The 20,332-nt window shown below is 58.4% G+C and carries 18 protein-coding genes and 1 other RNA gene; 4 read left to right on the top strand and 15 right to left on the bottom strand.

The window, feature by feature from the left end; genetic code table 11:
• The 4 genes from DW133_RS09785 to hemC form a co-directional block, all read right to left on the bottom strand.
• On the bottom strand, positions 1-428 hold a 428-nt coding region (locus DW133_RS09785; RefSeq protein WP_199588879.1), incomplete at its 3' end, for an RRXRR domain-containing protein.
• A gap of 409 nt (positions 429-837) precedes the next feature.
• Positions 838-1,389 carry an inorganic diphosphatase gene (gene ppa / locus DW133_RS09775; RefSeq protein WP_118276472.1) on the bottom strand — a complete coding sequence of 184 codons (552 nt, stop codon included), beginning with the start codon at positions 1,387-1,389 and terminating at the stop codon, positions 838-840.
• A gap of 139 nt (positions 1,390-1,528) precedes the next feature.
• Positions 1,529-2,311, bottom strand: a complete 783-nt coding sequence (locus DW133_RS09770) for a uroporphyrinogen-III synthase (RefSeq protein ID WP_118276471.1) — start codon at positions 2,309-2,311, stop codon at positions 1,529-1,531.
• A 156-nt stretch (positions 2,312-2,467) separates the two neighbouring features.
• Positions 2,468-3,409, bottom strand: coding sequence for a hydroxymethylbilane synthase (hemC, locus tag DW133_RS09765; protein WP_118276470.1), 942 nt, complete (start codon positions 3,407-3,409; stop codon positions 2,468-2,470).
• Positions 3,410-3,721: 312 nt separating this feature from the next.
• On the opposite strand from hemC, the gene argH reads away from it, so the two are divergent.
• Positions 3,722-5,167, top strand: coding sequence for an argininosuccinate lyase (gene argH, locus DW133_RS09760; RefSeq protein ID WP_118276475.1), 1,446 nt, complete (start codon positions 3,722-3,724; stop codon positions 5,165-5,167).
• 139 nt (positions 5,168-5,306) lie between these two features.
• Here the strand turns inward: argH and DW133_RS09755 are convergent, their stop codons facing one another.
• The 3 genes from DW133_RS09755 to DW133_RS09745 all read right to left on the bottom strand — a co-directional run bounded on the left by DW133_RS09755 (position 5,307) and on the right by DW133_RS09745 (position 9,661).
• The gene (locus DW133_RS09755; RefSeq protein WP_118276469.1) at positions 5,307-5,882 is read right to left on the bottom strand and encodes a DMSO/selenate family reductase complex B subunit; all 576 of its coding nucleotides are present in this window, start codon (positions 5,880-5,882) and stop codon (positions 5,307-5,309) included.
• A gap of 15 nt (positions 5,883-5,897) precedes the next feature.
• Positions 5,898-8,294, bottom strand: coding sequence for a DMSO/selenate family reductase complex A subunit (locus tag DW133_RS09750; RefSeq protein WP_118276468.1), 2,397 nt, complete (start codon positions 8,292-8,294; stop codon positions 5,898-5,900).
• Between the two features lie 272 nt (positions 8,295-8,566).
• Positions 8,567-9,661, bottom strand: a complete 1,095-nt coding sequence (locus DW133_RS09745) for a transposase (RefSeq protein WP_158571191.1) — start codon at positions 9,659-9,661, stop codon at positions 8,567-8,569.
• Between the two features lie 141 nt (positions 9,662-9,802).
• Between DW133_RS09745 and DW133_RS09740 the strand changes: the two genes are divergently transcribed.
• Positions 9,803-9,985: a hypothetical protein gene (locus DW133_RS09740; protein ID WP_147408928.1), complete on the top strand. Its 183-nt coding sequence runs from the start codon at positions 9,803-9,805 to the stop codon at positions 9,983-9,985.
• A gap of 51 nt (positions 9,986-10,036) precedes the next feature.
• On the opposite strand, the gene DW133_RS09735 is transcribed toward DW133_RS09740, so the two are convergent.
• From DW133_RS09735 to DW133_RS09700, 8 genes are all read right to left on the bottom strand, one after another.
• The gene (locus tag DW133_RS09735) at positions 10,037-10,867 is read right to left on the bottom strand and encodes an undecaprenyl-diphosphate phosphatase (RefSeq protein ID WP_118276465.1); all 831 of its coding nucleotides are present in this window, start codon (positions 10,865-10,867) and stop codon (positions 10,037-10,039) included.
• An 18-nt stretch (positions 10,868-10,885) separates the two neighbouring features.
• Complete coding sequence (locus tag DW133_RS09730; protein ID WP_118276464.1) at positions 10,886-12,205, bottom strand: hemolysin family protein; 1,320 nt, start codon at positions 12,203-12,205, stop codon at positions 10,886-10,888.
• Positions 12,206-12,396: 191 nt separating this feature from the next.
• Positions 12,397-12,729: a YbaB/EbfC family nucleoid-associated protein gene (locus tag DW133_RS09725; RefSeq protein WP_118276463.1), complete on the bottom strand. Its 333-nt coding sequence runs from the start codon at positions 12,727-12,729 to the stop codon at positions 12,397-12,399.
• 33 nt (positions 12,730-12,762) lie between these two features.
• Complete coding sequence (locus tag DW133_RS09720) at positions 12,763-13,125, bottom strand: hypothetical protein (protein WP_158571190.1); 363 nt, start codon at positions 13,123-13,125, stop codon at positions 12,763-12,765.
• A 94-nt stretch (positions 13,126-13,219) separates the two neighbouring features.
• A complete protein-coding gene (gene dnaX / locus DW133_RS09715) occupies positions 13,220-14,509 on the bottom strand; it encodes a DNA polymerase III subunit gamma/tau (protein WP_118276461.1) in 1,290 nt (429 codons plus the stop codon).
• Positions 14,510-14,615: 106 nt separating this feature from the next.
• Positions 14,616-14,714, bottom strand: an RNA gene (gene ffs, locus DW133_RS09710) — signal recognition particle sRNA small type.
• Between the two features lie 83 nt (positions 14,715-14,797).
• Positions 14,798-15,511, bottom strand: a complete 714-nt coding sequence (cysE, locus tag DW133_RS09705) for a serine O-acetyltransferase (RefSeq protein ID WP_118276474.1) — start codon at positions 15,509-15,511, stop codon at positions 14,798-14,800.
• Between the two features lie 143 nt (positions 15,512-15,654).
• The gene (locus tag DW133_RS09700) at positions 15,655-16,479 is read right to left on the bottom strand and encodes an RNA methyltransferase (protein WP_118276460.1); all 825 of its coding nucleotides are present in this window, start codon (positions 16,477-16,479) and stop codon (positions 15,655-15,657) included.
• A 252-nt stretch (positions 16,480-16,731) separates the two neighbouring features.
• Here DW133_RS09700 and DW133_RS09695 point away from each other — a divergent pair, with 252 nt between their 5' ends.
• Both DW133_RS09695 and mutS read left to right on the top strand, forming a co-directional pair.
• Positions 16,732-17,529, top strand: a complete 798-nt coding sequence (locus tag DW133_RS09695; RefSeq protein ID WP_118276459.1) for an inositol monophosphatase family protein — start codon at positions 16,732-16,734, stop codon at positions 17,527-17,529.
• 22 nt (positions 17,530-17,551) lie between these two features.
• Positions 17,552-20,203 carry a DNA mismatch repair protein MutS gene (mutS, locus tag DW133_RS09690; RefSeq protein WP_118276458.1) on the top strand — a complete coding sequence of 884 codons (2,652 nt, stop codon included), beginning with the start codon at positions 17,552-17,554 and terminating at the stop codon, positions 20,201-20,203.
• Positions 20,204-20,332: the final 129 nt, after the last annotated feature.

Here is a 20,332-nt window from a genome sequence, read left to right as displayed (position 1 = left end):
GCTGTTTCGACGGTTATGGCAGTCACCGGCAAGACCCGCATGACCGCTTCTACACGCGACATGTGCGCCGCAATGCGGTTTTCCACCGAAGGTGCAAGCCAGCCTTTGCGCTTGCTTGCTACACGGTTGTCGAAACGAGGCGCACGGTAGCGCGTCTTGCGGCTGCGGCGAGAGCGGCGCAAAGCAAGACGGGCAGACAAAAGATCCGTGATGTCTTGACGCAGTTCGACTTCCGAAGCATAGAGTTCGGCCTTTTCGGTTGTGGCCGAAAGACCAATGTGCTTGTAGCCAGAATCCACGCCAAGCGCTACAGGCTGCTTTGCTTCGCCCGTTGCGATCGTAAGTTGAATCGTAAAAGGCGTGCGCCTTTTGACGATTGCTTTCTTCTCTTTGAGAAGCAGCCTTGCTTTTGCCGGTGAGCACGGCATCAGGGGCTGTCCTCGTTTGTTTACAACAAATACTCTCAAGATTTGGTTCCTCGGTCTTTCGACCGGTTGAAATCCTTCGCCAATGTTGGAAGAGGTTTACCTGTTCGCGGCACCGCTCCTACCTCTCAGAGCTTTTAACCGCGAACCGCAGAGCGCGGGACTAGGATTGACATCCCGCGGTGCCTATGCATTCCCAACCAACGTAGTCCGCCTTTTGGGTGGCCTGAGGCTAGTCAACCAAGGCCTTGATCAAGCCTCGCTCTTTAGAGCGGGGTAGTTGACGGCAGTTGTTTCATGGTTGTGGGTTGAGAGGCGCGAAAACTATAACGCCGCCACGGCCGCCGGATACGAAAAGCCCCCGCTTTTTTTCAAAGCGAGGGACTCATTTCGGAGAAAACCGCAAACGGAATTAGGCCGTCTTGGGCTTGACTTCCATCGATTCGTAGCCGTGGACGCCTTCCATGATCAGCTTTTCGGCTTCTTCAGGGCTCTTCCAGCCCTTGACCTTCACCCACTTGCCGGGTTCGAGGTCCTTGTAGTGTTCGAAGAAGTGACGGATCTGATCGAGCACGTCGGCAGGAACGTCGTCGGCGCTCTTCCACTTGGCGTAACGCAGACAGACCTTGCTCACGGGCACGGCAAGAATCTTCCAGTCGATGCCGCCTTCGTCTTCCATCACGAGCACGGCCACGGCGCGGCAGCGGCACACGGTACCGGTCATCAGCGGGAAGGGCGTCAGAACGCACACGTCAACCGGGTCGCCGTCGTCTGCAATCGTCTGCGGAATATAGCCGTAATTGCAGGGATAGTGCATCGCCGTACCGACGAAACGATCGACAAACAGGGCACCCGACTCTTTGTCCACTTCGTACTTGATCGGAGCGGAATTGGCCGGAATTTCAACAATCACATTAAAGTCGCGCGGCAGATCGCGGCCGGCGGTCACTCGGGCAAGACCCATTTCTCAACTTCTCTATTTGGAATTGCAAAAAACAGCCCGTTGACTTGAACGGGCCGACTTCAAGGGGCGAGATTTTAGTTGCAACCGCTTGATTTGGCAAGCAGTTGTCGGAATCTTAGCCTCGCCCAGTCTCCTCTGGCTACGTCAGACGCAGCAAATTGGAAACGATGTGTTCGCGCACTCGCTCGTCGAGCGTGCCGGTGATTTCCACATGCACGAAACCGGCTTCGCGCAAGCGTTCGGCGCAACGCGGATGAATCGTCACGGCCGCGCCGTGCAGGAACCATTCGCGGGCGCCCGGCACGGGACGGATGGCGTGCAGCAGTGTCGCCACCGAATCCGAACTCGTGATGTAGATGATGGGAGACGGACCGTGAATGGCCTTTTGCAGATCCTCGATCTGCTGCGTGGTAAGTTCAATGGGAACGCGCACGTAGGCGGCTAACTTTTCCACATCGGCGCCAAGCTGTGTGAGCTGTTCGGCCAACCACTCGCGACCGGTCTGACCGCGCGCAATCAGCACGCGGCGCGGAATTTGAGTGTGCTTCAAAAGATCAAAGAGCGCTTCGCTGCCTGACTGTTCGGCGTCTCCCTTGGGAAAGATCACGGGAACGTCGTCACCCCAGGCGGCACGAATCACGCGCGCCGTGCCTTCTCCGACGGTGGCCAGCGTAATGTGTTCGGGCCACTCCTGCACCCAATGCGCCACGGCAGCCACGGCAGCCGGCGACGCCAGCACCACCATGTCCACATCGTCGAGATGCGCCAGTCGCTGCGCAACGAGCTCCTGATCTTCAGGAAGCGTAATCGTAAAGGCCGGCCAGCACCAGGCTTCAATGCCGTCGGCTTTGAGTTTGGCCGCCAGACGATCGTTGGCGGCGCCGGGGCGCATCAGAATAACCGGTTGATGAGAGAGTCCCATGAGCTTTTCTTTTGTAAAGCCAAATCAGATTCTTAATTGAGGTCGCATTTTACCCGCCTCTTTACAAAAGTTCACAGGTTTTGATTTCGAAATACAAAAAAAAGCGGCTCCTGCAAAGAGAAACCGCTCCTTTGCTAAGTCCTTGCAGCGTCGGACTTATTTGCTCGTCTCGGCAAGCACTTCGGCCAGAAGCGCTTCGGCGCCCTGAGCCTTAAGATCGGCAACAACCTGTTCGGCCACGGCTTCAAAGTCAGCAGCCTTGCCGCGGGCTTCCGCGCTGATCTTGCGGCCGTCGCGGTGATCGCCCACGTGCGCGCGCAACCACAGTTCACCGTTTTCAACGATGCCGTGTGCGGCAAGCGGCACCTGGCAGGAACCGCCCAGGGCGCGGCTCACGGCGCGTTCGGCACCGGTCGCGCAACGAATGTCCTCGTCGTTGATGAAAGCAAGCAACTCCAGCAAATCCTTGCGATCGGCGCGCACTTCGATGCCCAAAGCCCCCTGGCCCGGAGCGGGCAGGCTGGTTTCGACGGGCAAAAGCTCGCGGATTCGGTCTTCGAGCTTCAAGCGCTTGAGACCGGCACCGGCCATCACCAGCGCATCGAATTCTCCTTTGTCGAGCTTGGATAGGCGCGTGCCGACGTTGCCTCGGATCGGCAGAACCGTCAGATGCGGGAATTCGGAGCGCAGCATCAGTTCACGGCGCAAGCTCGCGGTACCGACGCGGGCGCCTGCGGGCATATCTTCCAGACGCTCGTACTTGGGACTCACAAACGCGTCGCGCGGATCTTCTCGCGAGCTCACGGCAGCCAGCGTAAAGCCTTCAGGCAACACCATGGGCACGTCCTTGAGCGAGTGCACCGCCAAATCTGCGGTCCCTTCCAGCATCGCCGCTTCCAGTTCCTTGACGAACAATCCCTTGCCGCCGATTTTGGAGAGCGTCTTATCGAGAATCTGATCGCCCTTGGTGGTCATGCCGAGAATTTCGACGTCCAGTTCCGGGTAACGATTGCGCAGCAAAGCCTGCACGTGCAGAGCCTGCCACATAGCCAGAGGGCTTTCGCGCGTAGCGATCACGCAGCGTTTCAGTTCGGTCATAGTCTTTCTTTCAAGCTGAGATCGGATGCAGTACGTGCATTGACGCCAACATCCGCCAATCCATTGTTCGGCGCGGATTCTAACAAAGCAACTCTTCGCGCTGGCTTAAGAGAAGCTCCGAGACAACCGACCTGGACAAAATTTATTGCCTGAGGCCGCTAAAAAAGCGAGAGACTTTTGATATTATTGGCGTTTTTCAAAAATCCGAACCTGTTTTCAGGCATCCTCGGGACGCTCTTTCTTTTGACGGAGCAGTACAACCGCTCTGACGGTTCGGCACAACCTACACTATACGAATTTATTTTTTCAGCCATGACAGACGCGCACAATCACTCAGCCGATCCTTTGCATGCCAAGAAGGAAGCCTGGTCGGGCCGCTTTTCCGAACCCGTTGCCGAGTTCGTGCTCCGATACACCCAGTCTGTGAGCTTTGACAAGCGCATGGCGGCCGCCGATATCGCCGGATCGCTTGCGCACGCTCAGATGCTTGCGGCCTGCGGCGTGATTTCCGAACAGGATTTGGCCGACATCCGACGCGGCATGGCTCAGATTTCCGACGAGATCAAGACGGGTAAGTTCCTCTGGCAGCTTGAACTCGAGGACGTTCACCTCAACATCGAAGCGCGCCTGACGCAGCTCATCGGCGACGCGGGCAAGCGTCTGCACACCGGCCGCAGCCGCAACGACCAGGTTGCCACCGACATTCGTCTGTACCTGCGCACCGAGATTGATCAGATCATCGCCATGCTCGGCCACCTGCAGGAAGTGCTCGTGCACAACGCCGCCAAAGAATCCGACACGCTCATGCCGGGCTTTACGCACATGCAGGTCGCCCAACCCGTAAGCTTCGGGCACCACCTGCTCGCCTACGTCGAAATGTTCGAGCGCGACCGCGAACGCATGACGCAGCTGCGCAGCCGAGTCAACCGTTGCCCGCTCGGCGCCGCGGCTCTTGCCGGCACCACCTACCCGATCGACCGCGAAATGACCGCCAAGCTTCTGGGCTTTGAAGCGGTTTGCCAGAACTCGCTCGACGCCGTGAGCGACCGCGACTTCGGCATCGAGTTCACGGCTGCCGCCAGCCTCGTGATGATTCACATCTCGCGCCTGTCCGAAGAACTCGTCATCTGGATGAGCCAGCGCTTCAGCTTCATCAAGCTGCCCGACCGCTTTACGACCGGCAGCTCCATCATGCCCCAGAAGAAGAACCCCGACGTTCCGGAAACGGCCCGCGGCAAGTGCTCGCGCGTCGTGGGCGACCTGGTGAGCATGGCAATGCTCATGAAAGGTCTGCCTCTGGCATACAACAAGGACCTTCAGGAAGACAAGGAACCGGTGTTCGACGCCATCGACACGGTGAAGGACACGCTGCGCGCGTTCATCGAAATGATGGCGGGCGTCGAACCCAACCGCGAAGAAATGCGCAAGGCGCTTCTGGCTGGTTACCCGACGGCTACCGACCTTGCCGACTACCTCGCCCGCCGCGGCGTTCCCTTCCGCACGGCTCACGACATCGTCGGCCGCGTGGTGCGTCTGGCAAGTGACCGCGGCTGCGACATCGCCGATCTTTCGCTCGAAGAGCTGCGAGAATTTTCCGACGTCATCACCGAAGACGTCTACGACGTGCTTACGCTCGAAGGTTCCGTGGCAGCCCGCAACCACATCGGCGGCACGGCTCCGGCGCAGGTTCGCCTGCAGGTGCAGCGCTGGGAGAAAATCTTTGCCGAACGCGAAGCGCAGGCCAAGGCTTCGAAATAACGTTCGCTTGACGTTCTAGCGACAACGGCGGCTTTCCAATCTAGAAAGTCGCCGTTTTTGTTTGCCTTGCCGCATGAAAAAGCCGCACCTGACCCGCTGAAGTCAAGCGCGGTTTTCTGATCGGCTTATGCCGCCAAAATCACATACCCTTGGGCGGACGAATCACGAGCGAGGGTTTCGTCTGCGCAGGATCGGGCAGCGGAGCGATCTGAGCGAGCTTGCCGTGCTTGCGGCGCAGTTCTTCGATCGGACCGAACTCGATGGCGCGCTGCGGACAGGATTCCACGCAGATGGGCTGAAGACCGGCTTGCAGGCGGTTGAGGCACCCGTCGCACTTGCTCATCTTCTTGGTGACCGGATTGAGAACCGGTGCATGGTACGGGCAAGCCATGGCGCACGCGCCGCAGCCGATGCACTTTTTGGTGTCAATCACCACCAGACCGTCTTCCTTGCGCTTGAAATGTGCCTTGGTGGGGCAAACCTTCACGCAGACCGGATCGGCGCAGTGGTTGCACGAGATCGAAACGTAGTAGGCGCAAACATCCTGATGCCAGGCGCCCGTTGCCTTGTCCTGCTTCCAGGAGCCGGACTCGGCTTCAAGAACCTTGCGGAAATTACGGCCGACTTCCAAATTGTGTGCATCCTTGCAGGCGACCGTGCAGGTCTGGCAGCCGGTGCACTTGGTGAGATCAATGAAAAATCCAAGTTGTGTCATGTCTGTGCTCCCGGATTAGGCCTTGCGGATTTCCACAAGGTTGGAATGCTGCGGATTGCCCTTGGCAAGCGGACTCGGACGATGGCCCGTGAGCGTATTGATGCACGCCCCCACGTCAATCGTCTTGCCGTCCTTCTTGACGGGCTTGTACCAGGCGCCCTGCGGCACGGCGCACACGCCGGGCATGATGCGCTTGGTGACATGAGCGGGCACTTCGATGCAGCCGCGGTCGTTAAAGACATGCACCTTGTCGCCGTCGGCAATGTTGCGGGCCTTGGCGTCAAGTTCGTTGATGAGCACCTGATCCGGATGCACTTCGCGCAACCACGGCAAATTGTGGAACGTCGAGTGCGTGCGGCCGTGACCGTGGTATCCGAAGCACTGCAGCGGATACTTCTTGGCGGCCTTGTCGCCCGGCATGTCGAAGGTCTGCACGAACTTGGGCAGAGCCGAAATGACGTCGCCCTTGGGAAGCACCCAGGTCTTGGAAAGATTGGCCAGAGCCTCGGAATAGATTTCGATCTTTCCGGACGGCGTCTTGAGCGGGTTCTTCACCGGGTCTTCGCGGAATTCCCTGAACATGATCGGCTGCCACTTCACATTGAAGAGCTGAGTGGGGCCGGCCTTCCAGAACTTGTCGAATTCGGGCAGTTCGGGATTGTCCTTGCGTGTCTGTTCGTAGCACCACTTGATCCAGCCCTTCTGATCACGGCCTTCCGTGTACTGTTCTTCCAGACCGAGTTCCTTGGCGATGCCTCGGCAGATTTCCCAGCTCGGGCGCTGATCGAAAGCGGGATCGACCGCCTTGTGCATCGGATAGATGCAGGCAAGATCACCCATCGAGTCGCCGTTGCCGCAAATGTCGTCCGTTTCGGGACCCAGCGTATCGGGCAGCAGGATGTCGGCGTAGCGGGCAGAAGGTGTCATCATGTTGTCGCACACCACGATGAATTCGCACTTGCTGTCGTCGCGCAGCACCTTATCCGTCCAGTTGCAGTCGCCGTGCTGGTTGATGAGCGTGTTGCCGCCGGAATTGACGATCATCTTGATGCTGTGACCGAGCTTCTTGCCCTCTTCGAGACCCTTGACGCCGTCGTGGATCCAGTCCATCTGTTCGCCTCGCAGAATGGCGTCGGTCCAGAGGAACACCGGAATCTGAGCCTTGATGGGATTGGTGCCCACGGGCAGATAGGTCGGTTCCCAATTTGTGCCGTCTTCTTCCATACCGGTGGAGGTGCCGGGCAGACCGATCTGGCCGGTCAGAATCGGCAGCATGGCAATCGCGCGGGCCGTCTGTTCGCCGTTGGCCTGACGCTGCGGACCGAGGCCCTGAGCGATGAAGACAGGCTTGGTGGTGCCGATTTCCTTGGCAAGATTCACGATGGTTTCAACGGGAATGCCCGTAATGCGGGAAGCGCGTTCCGGCGTCTTTGCCACACCGTCGGCCGCACCCATGATGTAGGACTTGTAGTCAGACTTGGGCGGAGCGGACTTGGGCAGCGTCTTTTCGTTGTAGCCGATGCAGTACTTTTCCAGGAAGGCTTCGTCGACCCAGTTGTTGCGGATGAGTTCGTAGGCGATGGCTTCGACGAGCGCGGCGTCGGTACCTGGGCGGATCGGGATCCACTGATCGATCTTGCCTGCCACCGTATCCGTGTAGATCGGATCGATCACGATGGTCTTGGGATGGCCCTTTTCGAGCGCGCAGCGGAACTGATAACCCTTGGAGCCGCCCGAACCGCGGGTGACGGAAGGATTGTTGCCAAAGGCGACGTAGAGCTTGGCGTTGGCGATTTCCTGAATGCCGGAGGCGGCCTTCTTACCGTAGGTGAAGGGGAACGCGGCTGAAATCTGAGCCGAAGAATAGGAACCGTAGTAGCGCAGATAGCCGCCCATGAGGTTCATCAGGCGCTGCCAGGCACGGCGCGAATTGACGAGCGACTGCTGGCCGCTGCAGTAGTTCCAGTAGATGGATTCGTTGCCGTACTTTTCCTTGATTTCCTTCCAGCGCTTGGCAATCGTCTTGTAGGCTTCGTCCCAAGAGATGCGCTCGAACTTGGCCTCACCGCGTTCGCCCACACGCTTCATCGGATAGCGCAGACGATCGGGCGAGTACAAGCGCTGACGCATCGAGCGGCCCTTCAGGCAGGCGCGGATCTGACGCGGATGGCAGCTGTCCTTGATGGTATTGTCGGTTTCAATGCGAATGACCTTGCCGGCCTTCGTATATACGCGCAGCGGGCAGCGGTTGCCGCAGTTGATGACGCAGGCGGCCCAGGTGTAGTTGCCGAAGTCGTCGATCGCATCGGCCACGGCCTTCGCGAGAGCCGTCGGCATGAAGCCGGCTGCGGCAAGAGCGGTCAAACCGTGCAGGAAACTTCTGCGCGGAATGGGAATTTGGAGGGCGTTCATTACGGTTTCTCCTGTTTCTTTCGTGGGTCGTACCGAAAGAAAATCTGCGCGGCACAAAGACCGCCGGGGTAAAAACTTTCTCTTTCGGTCTTGGTCAGTCGCCTCTTGGGACGACTGCTCGTTTGTACGACTCGTGAGAGGACGCATCCGTCCCCTTCAAAAGTCCAGGGCAGTCTAAAAGCCGCTGTTTTTTCAATCCACTGCGACTTTTCGGAATAACGTTAAGAAATCCCGACGAAAGTTAAGTAATGGAGAAACCTGAGTTAAGAAATTCAGACGTCGATGCAAAGCACGCGGGCGATTTCCTGCGAACTTCCCGGCCAACGAAATGCCACGGGCTCATGATTTAGCTCCACAAGCCAGCGGGCGACCTGACGGATCAATGTCTTTTTGTCGGGCGCGCGCATTTCGGCAAAGGCATGCCGCGTGAGCTTCGTTAAGAAACATTCGACCAGATTGAGCCAGAAGGCGTTTTTGTGCTCGCACACAAAGTGAAAGCGTCCTTTGCGGCAGCCTGCCAGATATTCAAGCACTTCCTTGGTGCGATAGATCCAGCACTTTTCGAGCACAAGCACGATGTCATAGCGCTGCGGGTAGCGCCTATCGGCCTGCTTGAGAAATTCCACAAACGCGTCGCCCGTGTAGTCCTCGCGCACGAGGCTAAAGACGCTGCCGGACTGCATATCGGTTCCGGTAAGTACGGAAAAGCGCTCATCGCCTGCCTGACGCGGTCCCGGCGGTTGCGGATCGGGAACGGAAGCAAGCGTCACGGCCTGCATCACGGCCGAATAGGCCGCACCTTCGGGCTCGACGGCACAAAAGCCCGTACCCAATGCGTCGCGCTCAAATTTCGGCACCAGTTCCATACGCTTGTAGAGAAGCAAAATCTGCTTTTTGTCCTCCAAAGGCGACTCGTCCCGACACTCCAGACAGTAGTCGAGATGCCGAGGTTTGGCCGTCGGGTCGTTCAGAATGTTCCAGACCGTGGAGCTACGGACGTTTTCAAGCGACGCGTAGCCTGCCGCCGCACAATGCCGCTGCACGTAATCGGTGAGCGCCGAGATGGTCCAGCGGTCCTGTTCGGGACCTTCGGGGACATCCTCAGGAAACTGGCAGGCCAGAGACACAAGCCAGGCCTTGGCGCCGGCGTCAATCACGTCGTTGCGTCCGGTTCGATCTAAATCGCCCAGGGCTTTGTCAACACCATAGACAAAGCACTTCTTGAGGATTTTGGCGATCGTCGGCGTGGAAATTGCGAGCTCCTTTTCAATGTCGGCATATGTTTTGCCGTCGGCACGCAACAAAATCACGCGGGCACGCTGCCGCAGACGAGAGGCTGTCTCTGACGAAGCAATGAGTTTTTCCAATCGCACTCGTTCTTGTGTCGTCAAACGAAGCTCAAATCTCTGCGGACGTCCGGCCATGCTTTTCCTCTGCGCTCTTGCTGTTCATTCCGCCATTGTATGGGCTCAGTCGGGAAGAAGCCATTTGCAAGCTTGCCGGACAACATGAACGTCTTTCGCAGCAAGATGAGCGCCTCGTTCTACCTGGGCGAACTTGCCGGCGTACCTTGGATCACGCTGCCGCTGGCTGAAATCGACGGTGCTCCGCTTGGCGTGTCCTTGGTCTCGGCGTGCGGCACGGACGCTTGGCTGTTGGAGCTCTCAAAAGCGCTGGTCCAAAACCGATAAGTAGAAATAAGCCGGCTTCGGACAACCAAGGCCGGCCATGTTGGTTTAGGATCAGAGTGCGATTCCGACGCCGAAATAACCCGCCACCAGAATCACGATACCAAAAACAATGCGGTACCAACCGAAAACTCGGAAGTCATTCGTGGAGACATAGCGCAGAAGCCAGCGCACCACGACGATCGCAGAAACAAAGCTCACCACGAAACCCACGGCAATGGCCGGAAGACTGTCAAAGGCCAGGGCGTCCCGCGACTGCCACAGATCCCAGACCGTGGCACCGAAAATGGTAGGAATCGCCAGAAAGAATGAGAACTCGGTGGCTGCCTTGCGGGACAAGCCCAGAACCAGGCCGCCGATGATGGTCGAGCCCGAGCGCGACGTGCCGGGGATGAGCGCAAAGCACTGCATGCAGCCCACGGCAAAGGCGTCCTTGGCCGTCATATCGTCAATTGTCGGCACGCGCGGCGTGATGTTCTTGCGTTCGTGGTAGTCCTCGATCCACAGAATGATCAGGCCGCCGATCACGAGCGCGAGCGCCACCGTAAAGACATTGAAGAAATGCGACTTCACAAAGCTCGAAAGCGTGGCGCCCAGAACGGCAGCAGGCAGAAAGCCCACGATGATGTTGATCGCAAGACGCTGCTCTTTTCCGGACTTGAAGAGATTGAGCAAAATCGCGATCAAGCGCATCCGGTAATGCCAGCAGACGGCGACGATGGCGCCGGCCTGAATGGCGATGTAGAACGTATCGGCCCATACGGGAGAGAAATTGATGATGTCGCCCGCCAAAATCAGGTGTCCGGTCGAACTCACCGGCAAAAATTCCGTCAGGCCTTCGACGATGCCGAGAATGAGACTTTGGATGAGAATAAGAATGTCCATGGGTGCAAATTCACTCGTTTAGGCCTTGCCTTCGGGCTCGGCGGTGACGACTTGGGGAGTGGCCAGTACCTTGTCGATTCGACGACCGTCCATATCGGCCACTTCGAAATCCCAGTTTTCCCAGCTCACGCGATCGCCCGTCTTAGGCAGCCGCTGCAGCAACAGCATCATCATGCCGGCAAGCGTGTTGTAGCGCCCCAGATCCTCTTCGGGCACTTCCTTGATTCCGAGCGTGTCCTTGAGTTCCGGAATCGCAATGATGCCGTCGAGGAACCACGAGCCGTCGGGGCGTTCGATCGCCATGCGCTCGTCTTCGGTTTCGGCCTGAAATTCTCCGGCAATGGCTTCCAGCACATCGCGCGGGGTCACGAGCCCCACGACTTCGCCGAACTCATCGACGACAAGCGACAGCGGCACGATCGTGCTCTTGAAGTGTTCCAAAAGCTCCATACCGCTCAACGATTCGGGAACGTAAACGGCAGGAAGCAAATTCTGGGTAAAGTCAATTTCCTTTTTGTCGACGATCTGCTGCAGGAGGCTTCGCGTCGAGCAGATTCCCTTGACGTCGGAGAGAGACCCCGAGGCCACCACCAGACGGGAGCGCTTGCTCGTGAGCAGTTTCTTGACGTTTTCTTCGGTGCTGTCCTGAAGATCGATCCATTCGATGTCGCTTCGCGGCGTCATCACCGACCCCACCTGACGGTCGTCGAGTCGAAACACGTTGCGCACCATGTCGCGTTCGCTTTCTTCAATGGCGCCCGAAGCGCTGCCCTCTTCGATCATCGCGTGGATTTCTTCCTGCGTGACGCCGGCTTCTTCACCCTTGTCAAGACGCAGAACCTTCAAGACGAACTTCGTGGAAACCGAAAGCAGCTTCACGAAGGGGCTCATGATAAGGCTCAGCAAGTGAAGCGGACGGGCGACAACGCTCGCAAGCGCCTCGGGTCGGCTCTGTCCCAAACGTTTGGGAACGAGTTCTCCGAGAACGATCGAGAAATACGTCACAAACACCACGACGAGCGTGACGCCGAGCACCTTGGCTGTTTCGGGCGACACGCCCCAGCCCACAAGCACCTCGGCTGCGGGACCGGCCAAAGCCGATTCGCCCACGATACCCGAGAGAATGCCGATGGAGGTGATGCCCACCTGAATGGTCGAAAGCGCCCAGGTGGGATCGGCTTGCAGCAGCGCGGCGCGCTGCGCTCCCTTGTTGCCGTCTTCGGCCATAACCTGCAGTCGCGCCTTGCGACTGGTGACAAGCGCAATTTCGCTCATCGAAAAGACGCCGTTGAAAACAATCAGCGCAAAAAGCATTAAGACATCAAACCAACTGCCCATGGCAAAAAAGAATCCTCAAGAATCAAGAGCTTGGAATTGTATGGAAAATTTGTTTGCTGACGCTTAGGAGACAAACGCACATGTGTTGCGAAGCGTTGCGGCTGCGTCAGACGCACGGCAAAAGTGCGAAAAAGTCCCGACCGGCTGCAAACCCGGAAGGGACTTCGCATTCAGAGACGATGCATCAAGCCTTAGAACGGCAGCTTCATGCCCGGAGGCAACGGCATGCCGGCCGTGGCTTCGCGCATCTTCTGCTGAGCGGCGGCTTCGGCCTTGTGCGCGGCGTCGTTGATGGCCGCGGCGATCAGGTCTTCGAGCATTTCCTTATCGTCTTCGGAGCCCGAAAGCAGACTCGGATCGATTTCGACGCGCTTGGCCTCGTGCTTGCAGGTCACGGTGATCTTCACCATGCCGGCGCCGGCTTCGCCCGTCACTTCAATGTTGGCGAGCTCGGCCTGAGCGCGTTCAACGTTTTTCTGCATTTTCTGAGCCTGCGCGAGCAGGCCGGAAAAATTGCCTCTCATTTTGTTTTCACCTATTGAGTCGTTTGAAAAAAATCAGTTATCGGCTTTTCGTACCGACGTTTCATCGAGTTCGCCGTCAAGCACGCGCAAGCATTCTTGCACAAACGGGTCGCTCTTAAATGCTTCGATCATTGCCAGACGCGCGGCCCGTCGCTCGGATTCCTCCCAAAGCGAGAGCGTCGCATGGGATTTTCCATCATGCTCCTGCTCGTCAAATTTCACCTGGAAGTGCTCGCCTTTGAGTCGCTTCATGGCCGCTTCGATCAGATGCACCACGTCGGGCGTGAGCAACATGCGGCTTCTTGCGCGCAGAAGCACATGATCATCGGTCAGCTCAAGCACGACGCTGCCGGCGGCCACTTCACGCGGCAGCGCCGTGAGCCCCGAGGCACACACAAGTTTTCGCCAGTTAGAAAGCAGTTCGTCGGGATGAACTTCTATGGGTGGAAGAATCGCCGGTCCCCTGCCGGTGTGCGGTCTTCTAACCGGCTCAATGCTCTCCCCGGCCGGGCTCCTGCGGCGGCAAATCCGCCCAGGGCGGCGCCGCTTCGGCCGCTATCTCGGGAGGTACGTCGTCGTGCGGAATTTCGGGCGGCATAGCGCCGGCGGCGTCGTTCGCCTTGGTCGTCCGGCGAGCCGGTTCCGGCTTTTTTTCGGGCACCTTGCCGCCGGGGGCAAAACCGGCGGGTTTAAAGGCAAGCATGCGCAAAATGGCCATCGTAAAACCCGCGTATTCGTCCGGGGCCTGAGCCATGTCGGCGCGAGCCTGCAACAGAATCTGATAATCAAGCTGCACTTCCTCAGGCGTCATGCTGCTTGCAAGCGTACGAATACGTGCCAGAGCCGAGTCGCTGTCGGTAAGCGCATCAGGCACGCGCTGCAAAATGGCAATGCGGTGCATGAGGCTTGCCCAATCGCGCACGGCCTGACCGTAACTCACTCCGTCGAGACCGATTTGACGCGCCGTTTCGAGGGCCTCCTTGGCTCGACCTTCTAGCACCATTTCGGTAAGGTCGCACAGCACGTCGGAGTCCATCACGCCCAGCATGGCGCGCACTTTTTCAAGCGTCACGTCGCCCGCGCAGAAGGCGATGGCCTGATCGAGCAGCGACAAGCCGTCGCGCATGGAGCCTCGGGCGGCGCGCGCAAGCAGATCAAGCGCTGCGGGTTCGGCCGGAATGCCTTCCTGCTGCATGACGTGCTGCATATGACCGGAAACGGCCGCTGGCGACATGTTTTTCAAATTGAACTGCAGGCAGCGGGAAAGCACCGTCACGGGAACCTTCTGAGGATCGGTCGTCGCGAGGATGAACTTGACATATTCGGGCGGCTCTTCCAGGGTCTTTAACATCGCGTTGAAGGCATGCGTCGTGAGCATATGCACTTCGTCGATCATGTAGACCTTGTAGCGGGCGTTGGAAGGCGCGTACATGGCGCGCTCCAGAAGCTGCGTCATTTCCTCGACCGAGCGGTTGCTCGCAGCGTCGATTTCGATGTAGTCGACGAATCGCCCTTCGTCGATGGCGCGGCACGCTTCACACTTGCCGCAGGGGTGCGACGTCACGCCGCCCTTGCCGTCTTCGCCGACGCAGTTGAGGCATTTGGCCAAAATGCGCGAGAGCGTGGTCTTGCCAACGCCGCGCGTTCCCGTAAAGAGATAGGCGTGATGAAGACGATTTTCGTCGAGGGCGTGCTTTAAGGCGGCAACGACATGTTCCTGCCCGACCATGCTTTCGAAGTCATGGGGGCGCCACTTTCGGGCGAGAACCTGATAGCTCATGAGGGAAAATCCAACCGAACAAAATATTGGAGAGTCGCCGCAGGTCCCGGGACGCTGTTCGCGGCGAATCGGTCGGTCAATTATAAGGAGGAAGCGCAGAAACAAATTCGGCGAGCCTTATCCTCGGCACTAAGAGTATTCCGCCGTGGCTGCTTCGTTCCCGACCTGACCAGGTTAGCAGAGCTCTTATGCGAGGGGACCCGCCGAACTGCGCATTGTAGCGAAAAAGCGGCCCGCGCGAAAGAGCGCCGAGCCGCCTTTTGATGAAATTTTGTACCGTCACGACGCCTACTTGGTTTCAGTGCCTTTCTCTTCGTCCTTCTCGTCGCCGTCAATACCGGCAAGCTTTTGCAACTGCGCAATCATCTGGGCCTGCTGCTGGAGCTGTCGCTCGAGCTGACGAATCTTGACGACGTAAGGATCGTCTTCGCCCGGCACCACACCGTAGGCCATAAACTGAGAATGGAGCTGTTCGCGCTGTTTTTTGGTTTCCTTGGTGGAACGCGCGGGGACCCCCACCACCGTCACGTTCTCAGGCACTTCGCGCACCACAACGGCGTTGCTGCCGATGCGTGCGTTGTCGCCCACGGTAAAGCCGCCGAGAATCTTGGCGCCGGCGCCCACTACAACCCCCTTGCCGAGCGTCGGATGGCGCTTTTGCCCACGGCCGAGACTGACGCCGCCCAGAGTTACGCCATGGTAGATCGTGCAGTCGTCGCCCACCACGGCGGTTTCACCGATCACCACGCCCATGCCGTGATCGATGAAGACGCGGCGGCCGATACGGGCGGCCGGGTGAATTTCAATGCCGGTGCAGAAACGTCCGACGTGGCTCAGCCACCGTGCAAAGCCGTACCAGCCCTGAATCCAACACCAGTGAGCAGCGCGGTGAAAAGCCAGCGCATGCAGGCCGGGATAGCTGAAAATCACCTGCATCGGACCGAGCGCCGCCGGGTCTCGCTCAAGAATGGTCCGCATGTCTTCCTTAATGCGCTCAAACATTTGCTTCGTATCCTTTTTTCTGTCGGTGTTGGTTTCGGGCAAAGGGCGACTTTCGCGAGCCTATCCTGCACCTCGTTTTTTGATTGTACCGCAGGCTCGCCCGTGGCCTGAAGCTCAAGTCGAGCTTTTCTCCGAACTTTCGCTCATTTCGGCCGCCAGAGCCTTTTGCGGCCGGCTCTCAAGTGCCGCGGACAAATGATCGCCGCACAAATGCCTCGGAGCAGATCCACTTCGGATTGCGTAAGAAGCGCACGGGAGAAAATACTGCGGCTCATCGCCATGAGATTCTTGGGCTCCTCGGGTTTATGTGCGCCGCAGGCCGTCATCGCCTCCTCCCAGTGCCGCATCAGTCCTTCGACGGCGGCGGCGCTTGCGGCCGGATCCTGTTCGAAACGCTGCTGCCAGCCGTAGAGTCCGGCGGCGTGCGCCCTTTGCAAAAGCGCCATGTGCATCTCGTAGGCTGCAATCTGCACCGCCTGAGCAAGATTGAGGCTCTGGCTTAAGGGATTGGCCGGAATGGCCGTGGCGAAGCGACAAAGGCCCACTTCTTCGTTGGTGAGCCCCGAGCGCTCGCAACCGAACACAAACGCAATGCCGGGGCCCTTGTTTTCCTCGGCCCAAAGGCTTGCGCGATCGGCACTCTCGCGCATCGTTTCCAAAGCCGGACCGAAACGGCGGCTGTAGCCTGTCATCGCAAACGGCAGGGCCACGTCGCTCAGAGCCTCTTCGAGCGTCGGGTAGTCGCGGGAGTCGGTGAGCACGTCAACGGAACTCGTTGAAAACGCCACGGCGTCGGGATGCGTGCGGTATTCGGGGTCCACCGGCGCAACCACGCGCAAATCGGTAAAGCCCATCGTCTTGATGGCTCGGGCAGCCGCACCGATGTTGCCAGGGTGGCTCGGTCGTACCAGTACAAATGAAATCCGACTGCTGTGCGGAGGAAGCGTTTGATTGAGCGTTGCGTCCATGATCCTGTTGCCTGCATTTTGATCGGAATAGGAATCATACGGTTTATAGCCGTCGGATGCAGATTAGTTCAAGGTTTTGTCCGATTCTCGCCAATGTCCGTTCTCATCGCCGCGAGCCTGATTTGATAAAATACGCGCACTCAAATTTCAGTCCCTTCCTCCACCGGACGGGCATCCATCCAAGTCAGGGAGTTGATGATTCGCTTCAGCTCCCCTTTTGTCGTTATTTTTCTCTTTCGAGTCGTTATCCTCATGCCCTCAGCCCAACTTGAAGTCGCAATCCAGGCCTGCCGCAAAGCCGGCAACTTCATCAACCGCGAAAGCCTCGACCTCTCGGCCATTGAAGCCCGCGAAAAGGCTCCGTTCGACTTCGTGAGCCGCGTGGACACCGGCGCACAAGAACGCATCACGTCAATCATTCGTCAGTACTTCCCCAAGGACAGCATCGTTGCCGAAGAATCCGGCACGATCGTCAATCCCGGGGCGGACGGCGTCTGGTACGTGGATCCGCTCGACGGCACGACCAACTTCCTGCACGGCTTCCCGCACTACGCCGTGAGCATTGCTTACGCCCTCAAGGGACGCGTGATGGCCGCCGCCGTCTATGACCCGGTCAAAGACGAACTCTTCAGTGCGGAACGCAGCCGCGGCGCATTCTTGAACAACGCCCGCATTCGCGTTTCCGGCCGTACGGACATGAGCAAGGCACTGATCGGCACCGGTTTTCCCTTCCGCCGCAACGACGACTACGAAACGTTCCTGCCCAAGCTCGAGCGTGTCGCCCGCTCCTGTGCGGGGCTGCGCCGCGCCGGCTCAGCTGCGCTTGACCTCTGCTACGTGGCTTGCGGTCGTCTGGACGGCTACTGGGAAGCCAACCTCAAGAGTTGGGATTTGGCTGCCGGCTCACTCATCGTTCTGGAAGCTGGCGGCCTGGTGACCGACCTTTCGGCCGGTGAAAACTATCTCGAGACCGGCGGCATTTGCGTGGGCACGCCCAAGATCTTTGCGCCGCTCTTGATGAAAGTGACCGACGCCAGCAGCGCCAAGTAAGACTCTCCGGCTTTTTATCGCTATGGCTGATACGAATAAGCCGCTGCAAGAGGGCGGTGAGGCGGCGTGCGACCCGTACGCCGGCCACACGCCCATCATGCGCCAATACCTGATGCTCAAGGATAAGCATCCCGGTGTATTGCTTCTTTATCGACTCGGCGACTTTTACGAAACCTTTTTCGACGACGCCATCCGAGCCAACCGCATTCTGGGCCTCACGCTCACACGCCGAGGCAAAGACTCCAAGGGCAACGAAATCCCGATGGCGGGTGTTCCCGCAGCAACGCTAGAGCAGTATCTCGCGCGTCTCGTAAAAGCGGGCGTATCGGTGGCCGTCTGCGAACAGATGACAGAGGCCGCTCCGGGACGCAGCATCGAGCGCAAGATCGTGCGAATCGTCACCCCGGGTACGCTCACCGACGGCGCACTCTTAAACGACAAGCAGGATTCGCCGCTTGCGGCCTGGGTGCCCGGCAGAGGACGCAATGCGCAGGGGGCCTTGGTGTGGCTCACGCTTTCCAACGGCGACTTTCGTGCCGCCAAATGCGCTCTGCGAGATCTCCCCGGCGAACTCGCCCGTTTAACTCCGGGCGAAATTCTTCTTTCCGAAACCGTCAAAGAGTCGCGCCAAGAGGTCTTCGACGGCATCCCTGTAACGTCGCTTCCCGACTGGCACTTTGACAGCCAGCGCGGCGCTGCACTCATCAAAGAAAAATTTGGACTGGAAGCGCTCGCCGCACGAGGACTGGAAAACGAGCCGGAGATTCTTGCCGGCGTCAATGCCATCCTGGGTTACGTAGAACAGACACAGTGCGATGCCCTGCCCTTCCTTCGAGCTCCGGTACTGGAAGAAAACAGTGCCTACGTAGCACTTGACGCCGTAGCGCGCCGCAACCTTGAAATCAGCGAAACGATTCGGGGCGACGAAGGCGATACGCTCATGCGTGTGGTAGATCATTGCCGCACGACTATGGGTTCTCGTACGCTGCTGCACTGGTTGCATCATCCGCTGCGCGACTTTACTGTCGTTCGTAGCCGCCATGAAGCCGTCGATGAACTTCTTAAAGACACGACGCTTCGCTCAGAGCTTGATGCCTGTGTCAACGGCCTTCCCGACATTGAACGCAACGCGGGCCGCATTGCTCTCAGAAGCATTCGTCCTCGAGAGCTTGCCGCGCTTCGCGACAGTCTTGAGAAACTTTCCAACTTCGCATCACTCGGTCAGCAGTGCCGCAGTTCGCTTTTGAAGTCACTTGCCGACACCGCCGTGATGGATGCGACGTTAAGTGAAGAGCTTCACCGTTGGATCGCAGAGGAGCCCGCTTCGCTTCTGCGCGAAGGCGACGTGATTGCCGCGGGCGCCGACGAAGAGCTCGACAATCTGCGCGCCATGCGTGACAACGCGGGCGAATTTCTAGTCAACCTTGAAGCAAAGGAAAAGGAACGCACGGGACTCTCGTCGCTTCGCGTCGAATACAACCGCGTTTCTGGCTACTACATTGAAGTGCCGCGAGCGGCGGCCGAGCGCGTACCGGCCGACTATCGTCGTCGCCAAACGCTCAAAAACGTCGAGCGTTTCATCACCCCGGAACTCAAGGCTTTTGAAGACAAGGCACTGTCGGCCAAGGAACGGTCGCTTGCACGAGAAAAAGAACTCTGGGACGCGCTTCTCGATCGCATTCAGATCTTTGTAAAACCGCTTTTGGATGCTGCCGCAGCCGTGGCTGCCGCCGACACTCTGCTTTCCTTTGCCAAACACGCAGAGACCGCCGACTGGGTCAAACCCTCGATGAGTGCCGTTCCCGGCATTGATCTGCAGGGGGCGCGTCACCCGGTTGTAGAGCATGCGCTTGAACACTATGTTCCCAACGACTGTGCACTGACGCCCTCGAGGCGCCTGTTGGTGATCACCGGTCCCAACATGGGCGGCAAGTCAACCTATATGCGTTCGGTTGCCCTGATTGCTCTTCTGGCATGCGCCGGAAGCTTCGTTCCCGCCAAAGCCGCACGTATCGGGCCGATCGATCGTATTCTCACGCGTATTGGCGCTTCCGACGATCTCGCCCGCGGCCGTTCCACGTTCATGGTGGAAATGACCGAAGCCGCGGCCATTCTTCATCAGGCCACACCCAATTCATTGGTACTGATGGACGAAATCGGACGCGGCACCTCGACTTTCGACGGCTTGAGTCTCGCGGGCGCCATTGCCAGGGAACTTGCCGTCACCACGAAGAGTTACACGCTCTTTGCAACGCACTACTTTGAGCTCACGCAGCTTGCGACTGAAATTCCCGAAGTCGCCAACGTTCACGTAAGCGCTCGAGAAACCAATCGCGGCATCGTCTTCATGCACGACGTACGCGAAGGCCCTGCCAACCGCTCCTACGGTATTGCCGTGGCTGAACTCGCCGGCATGCCTGCCTCGGTCACACGACGCGCCCGTGCCATGATGGCTGAAATTGAAGCGCGTTCGGCGGTTTCCGATTCTCAATTGGATTTGTTTGCCGTTGACGCACCGGACCCGTTGCCTGCGGAAGAAAGCGCATCAGCCAAGGCCGCTCGTCTTTTTGCGGAAGAGGTTTCGATGCTTGACGTCGACGATCTGACGCCAAGAGACGCCCTTGCCCTGCTCTACACCCTCAAAGAAAAAGCCGGCAGCACGCTTAACGAGTAATCAAAAGGAGCGGAAAAACTGCGAAACAGGAGGAGGCTTCACTGCCTCCTTCTTTTTTGTCTGGAGATTTTTTTGCGCAGAAATGACGAAACCCCCGAAGGAGAGACTCCAACGGGGGTTCGCTTTAAT

It is taken from the genome of Sutterella sp. AM11-39, assembly GCF_003472385.1.
Lineage (GTDB): Bacteria > Pseudomonadota > Gammaproteobacteria > Burkholderiales > Burkholderiaceae_F > Duodenibacillus > Duodenibacillus intestinigallinarum.
Note: the sequence above shows the minus strand (reverse complement) of the source record. Positions and strands in the feature narration are given on the sequence as shown.

Bases quoted from the DNA above. Each gene is read 5' to 3' on its own strand.
- ppa (WP_118276472.1), bottom strand. From the start codon at position 1,389: ATGGGTCTTGCCCGAGTGACCGCCGGCCGCGATCTGCCGCGCGACTTT.
- DW133_RS09770 (WP_118276471.1), bottom strand. From the start codon at position 2,311: ATGGGACTCTCTCATCAACCGGTTATTCTGATGCGCCCCGGCGCCGCC.
- hemC (WP_118276470.1), bottom strand. From the start codon at position 3,409: ATGACCGAACTGAAACGCTGCGTGATCGCTACGCGCGAAAGCCCTCTG.
- argH (WP_118276475.1), top strand. From the start codon at position 3,722: ATGACAGACGCGCACAATCACTCAGCCGATCCTTTGCATGCCAAGAAG.
- DW133_RS09755 (WP_118276469.1), bottom strand. From the start codon at position 5,882: ATGACACAACTTGGATTTTTCATTGATCTCACCAAGTGCACCGGCTGC.
- DW133_RS09750 (WP_118276468.1), bottom strand. From the start codon at position 8,294: ATGAACGCCCTCCAAATTCCCATTCCGCGCAGAAGTTTCCTGCACGGT.
- DW133_RS09740 (WP_147408928.1), top strand. From the start codon at position 9,803: ATGAACGTCTTTCGCAGCAAGATGAGCGCCTCGTTCTACCTGGGCGAA.
- DW133_RS09735 (WP_118276465.1), bottom strand. From the start codon at position 10,867: ATGGACATTCTTATTCTCATCCAAAGTCTCATTCTCGGCATCGTCGAA.
- DW133_RS09730 (WP_118276464.1), bottom strand. From the start codon at position 12,205: ATGGGCAGTTGGTTTGATGTCTTAATGCTTTTTGCGCTGATTGTTTTC.
- DW133_RS09725 (WP_118276463.1), bottom strand. From the start codon at position 12,729: ATGAGAGGCAATTTTTCCGGCCTGCTCGCGCAGGCTCAGAAAATGCAG.
- dnaX (WP_118276461.1), bottom strand. From the start codon at position 14,509: ATGAGCTATCAGGTTCTCGCCCGAAAGTGGCGCCCCCATGACTTCGAA.
- cysE (WP_118276474.1), bottom strand. From the start codon at position 15,511: ATGTTTGAGCGCATTAAGGAAGACATGCGGACCATTCTTGAGCGAGAC.
- DW133_RS09700 (WP_118276460.1), bottom strand. From the start codon at position 16,479: ATGGACGCAACGCTCAATCAAACGCTTCCTCCGCACAGCAGTCGGATT.
- DW133_RS09695 (WP_118276459.1), top strand. From the start codon at position 16,732: ATGCCCTCAGCCCAACTTGAAGTCGCAATCCAGGCCTGCCGCAAAGCC.
- mutS (WP_118276458.1), top strand. From the start codon at position 17,552: ATGGCTGATACGAATAAGCCGCTGCAAGAGGGCGGTGAGGCGGCGTGC.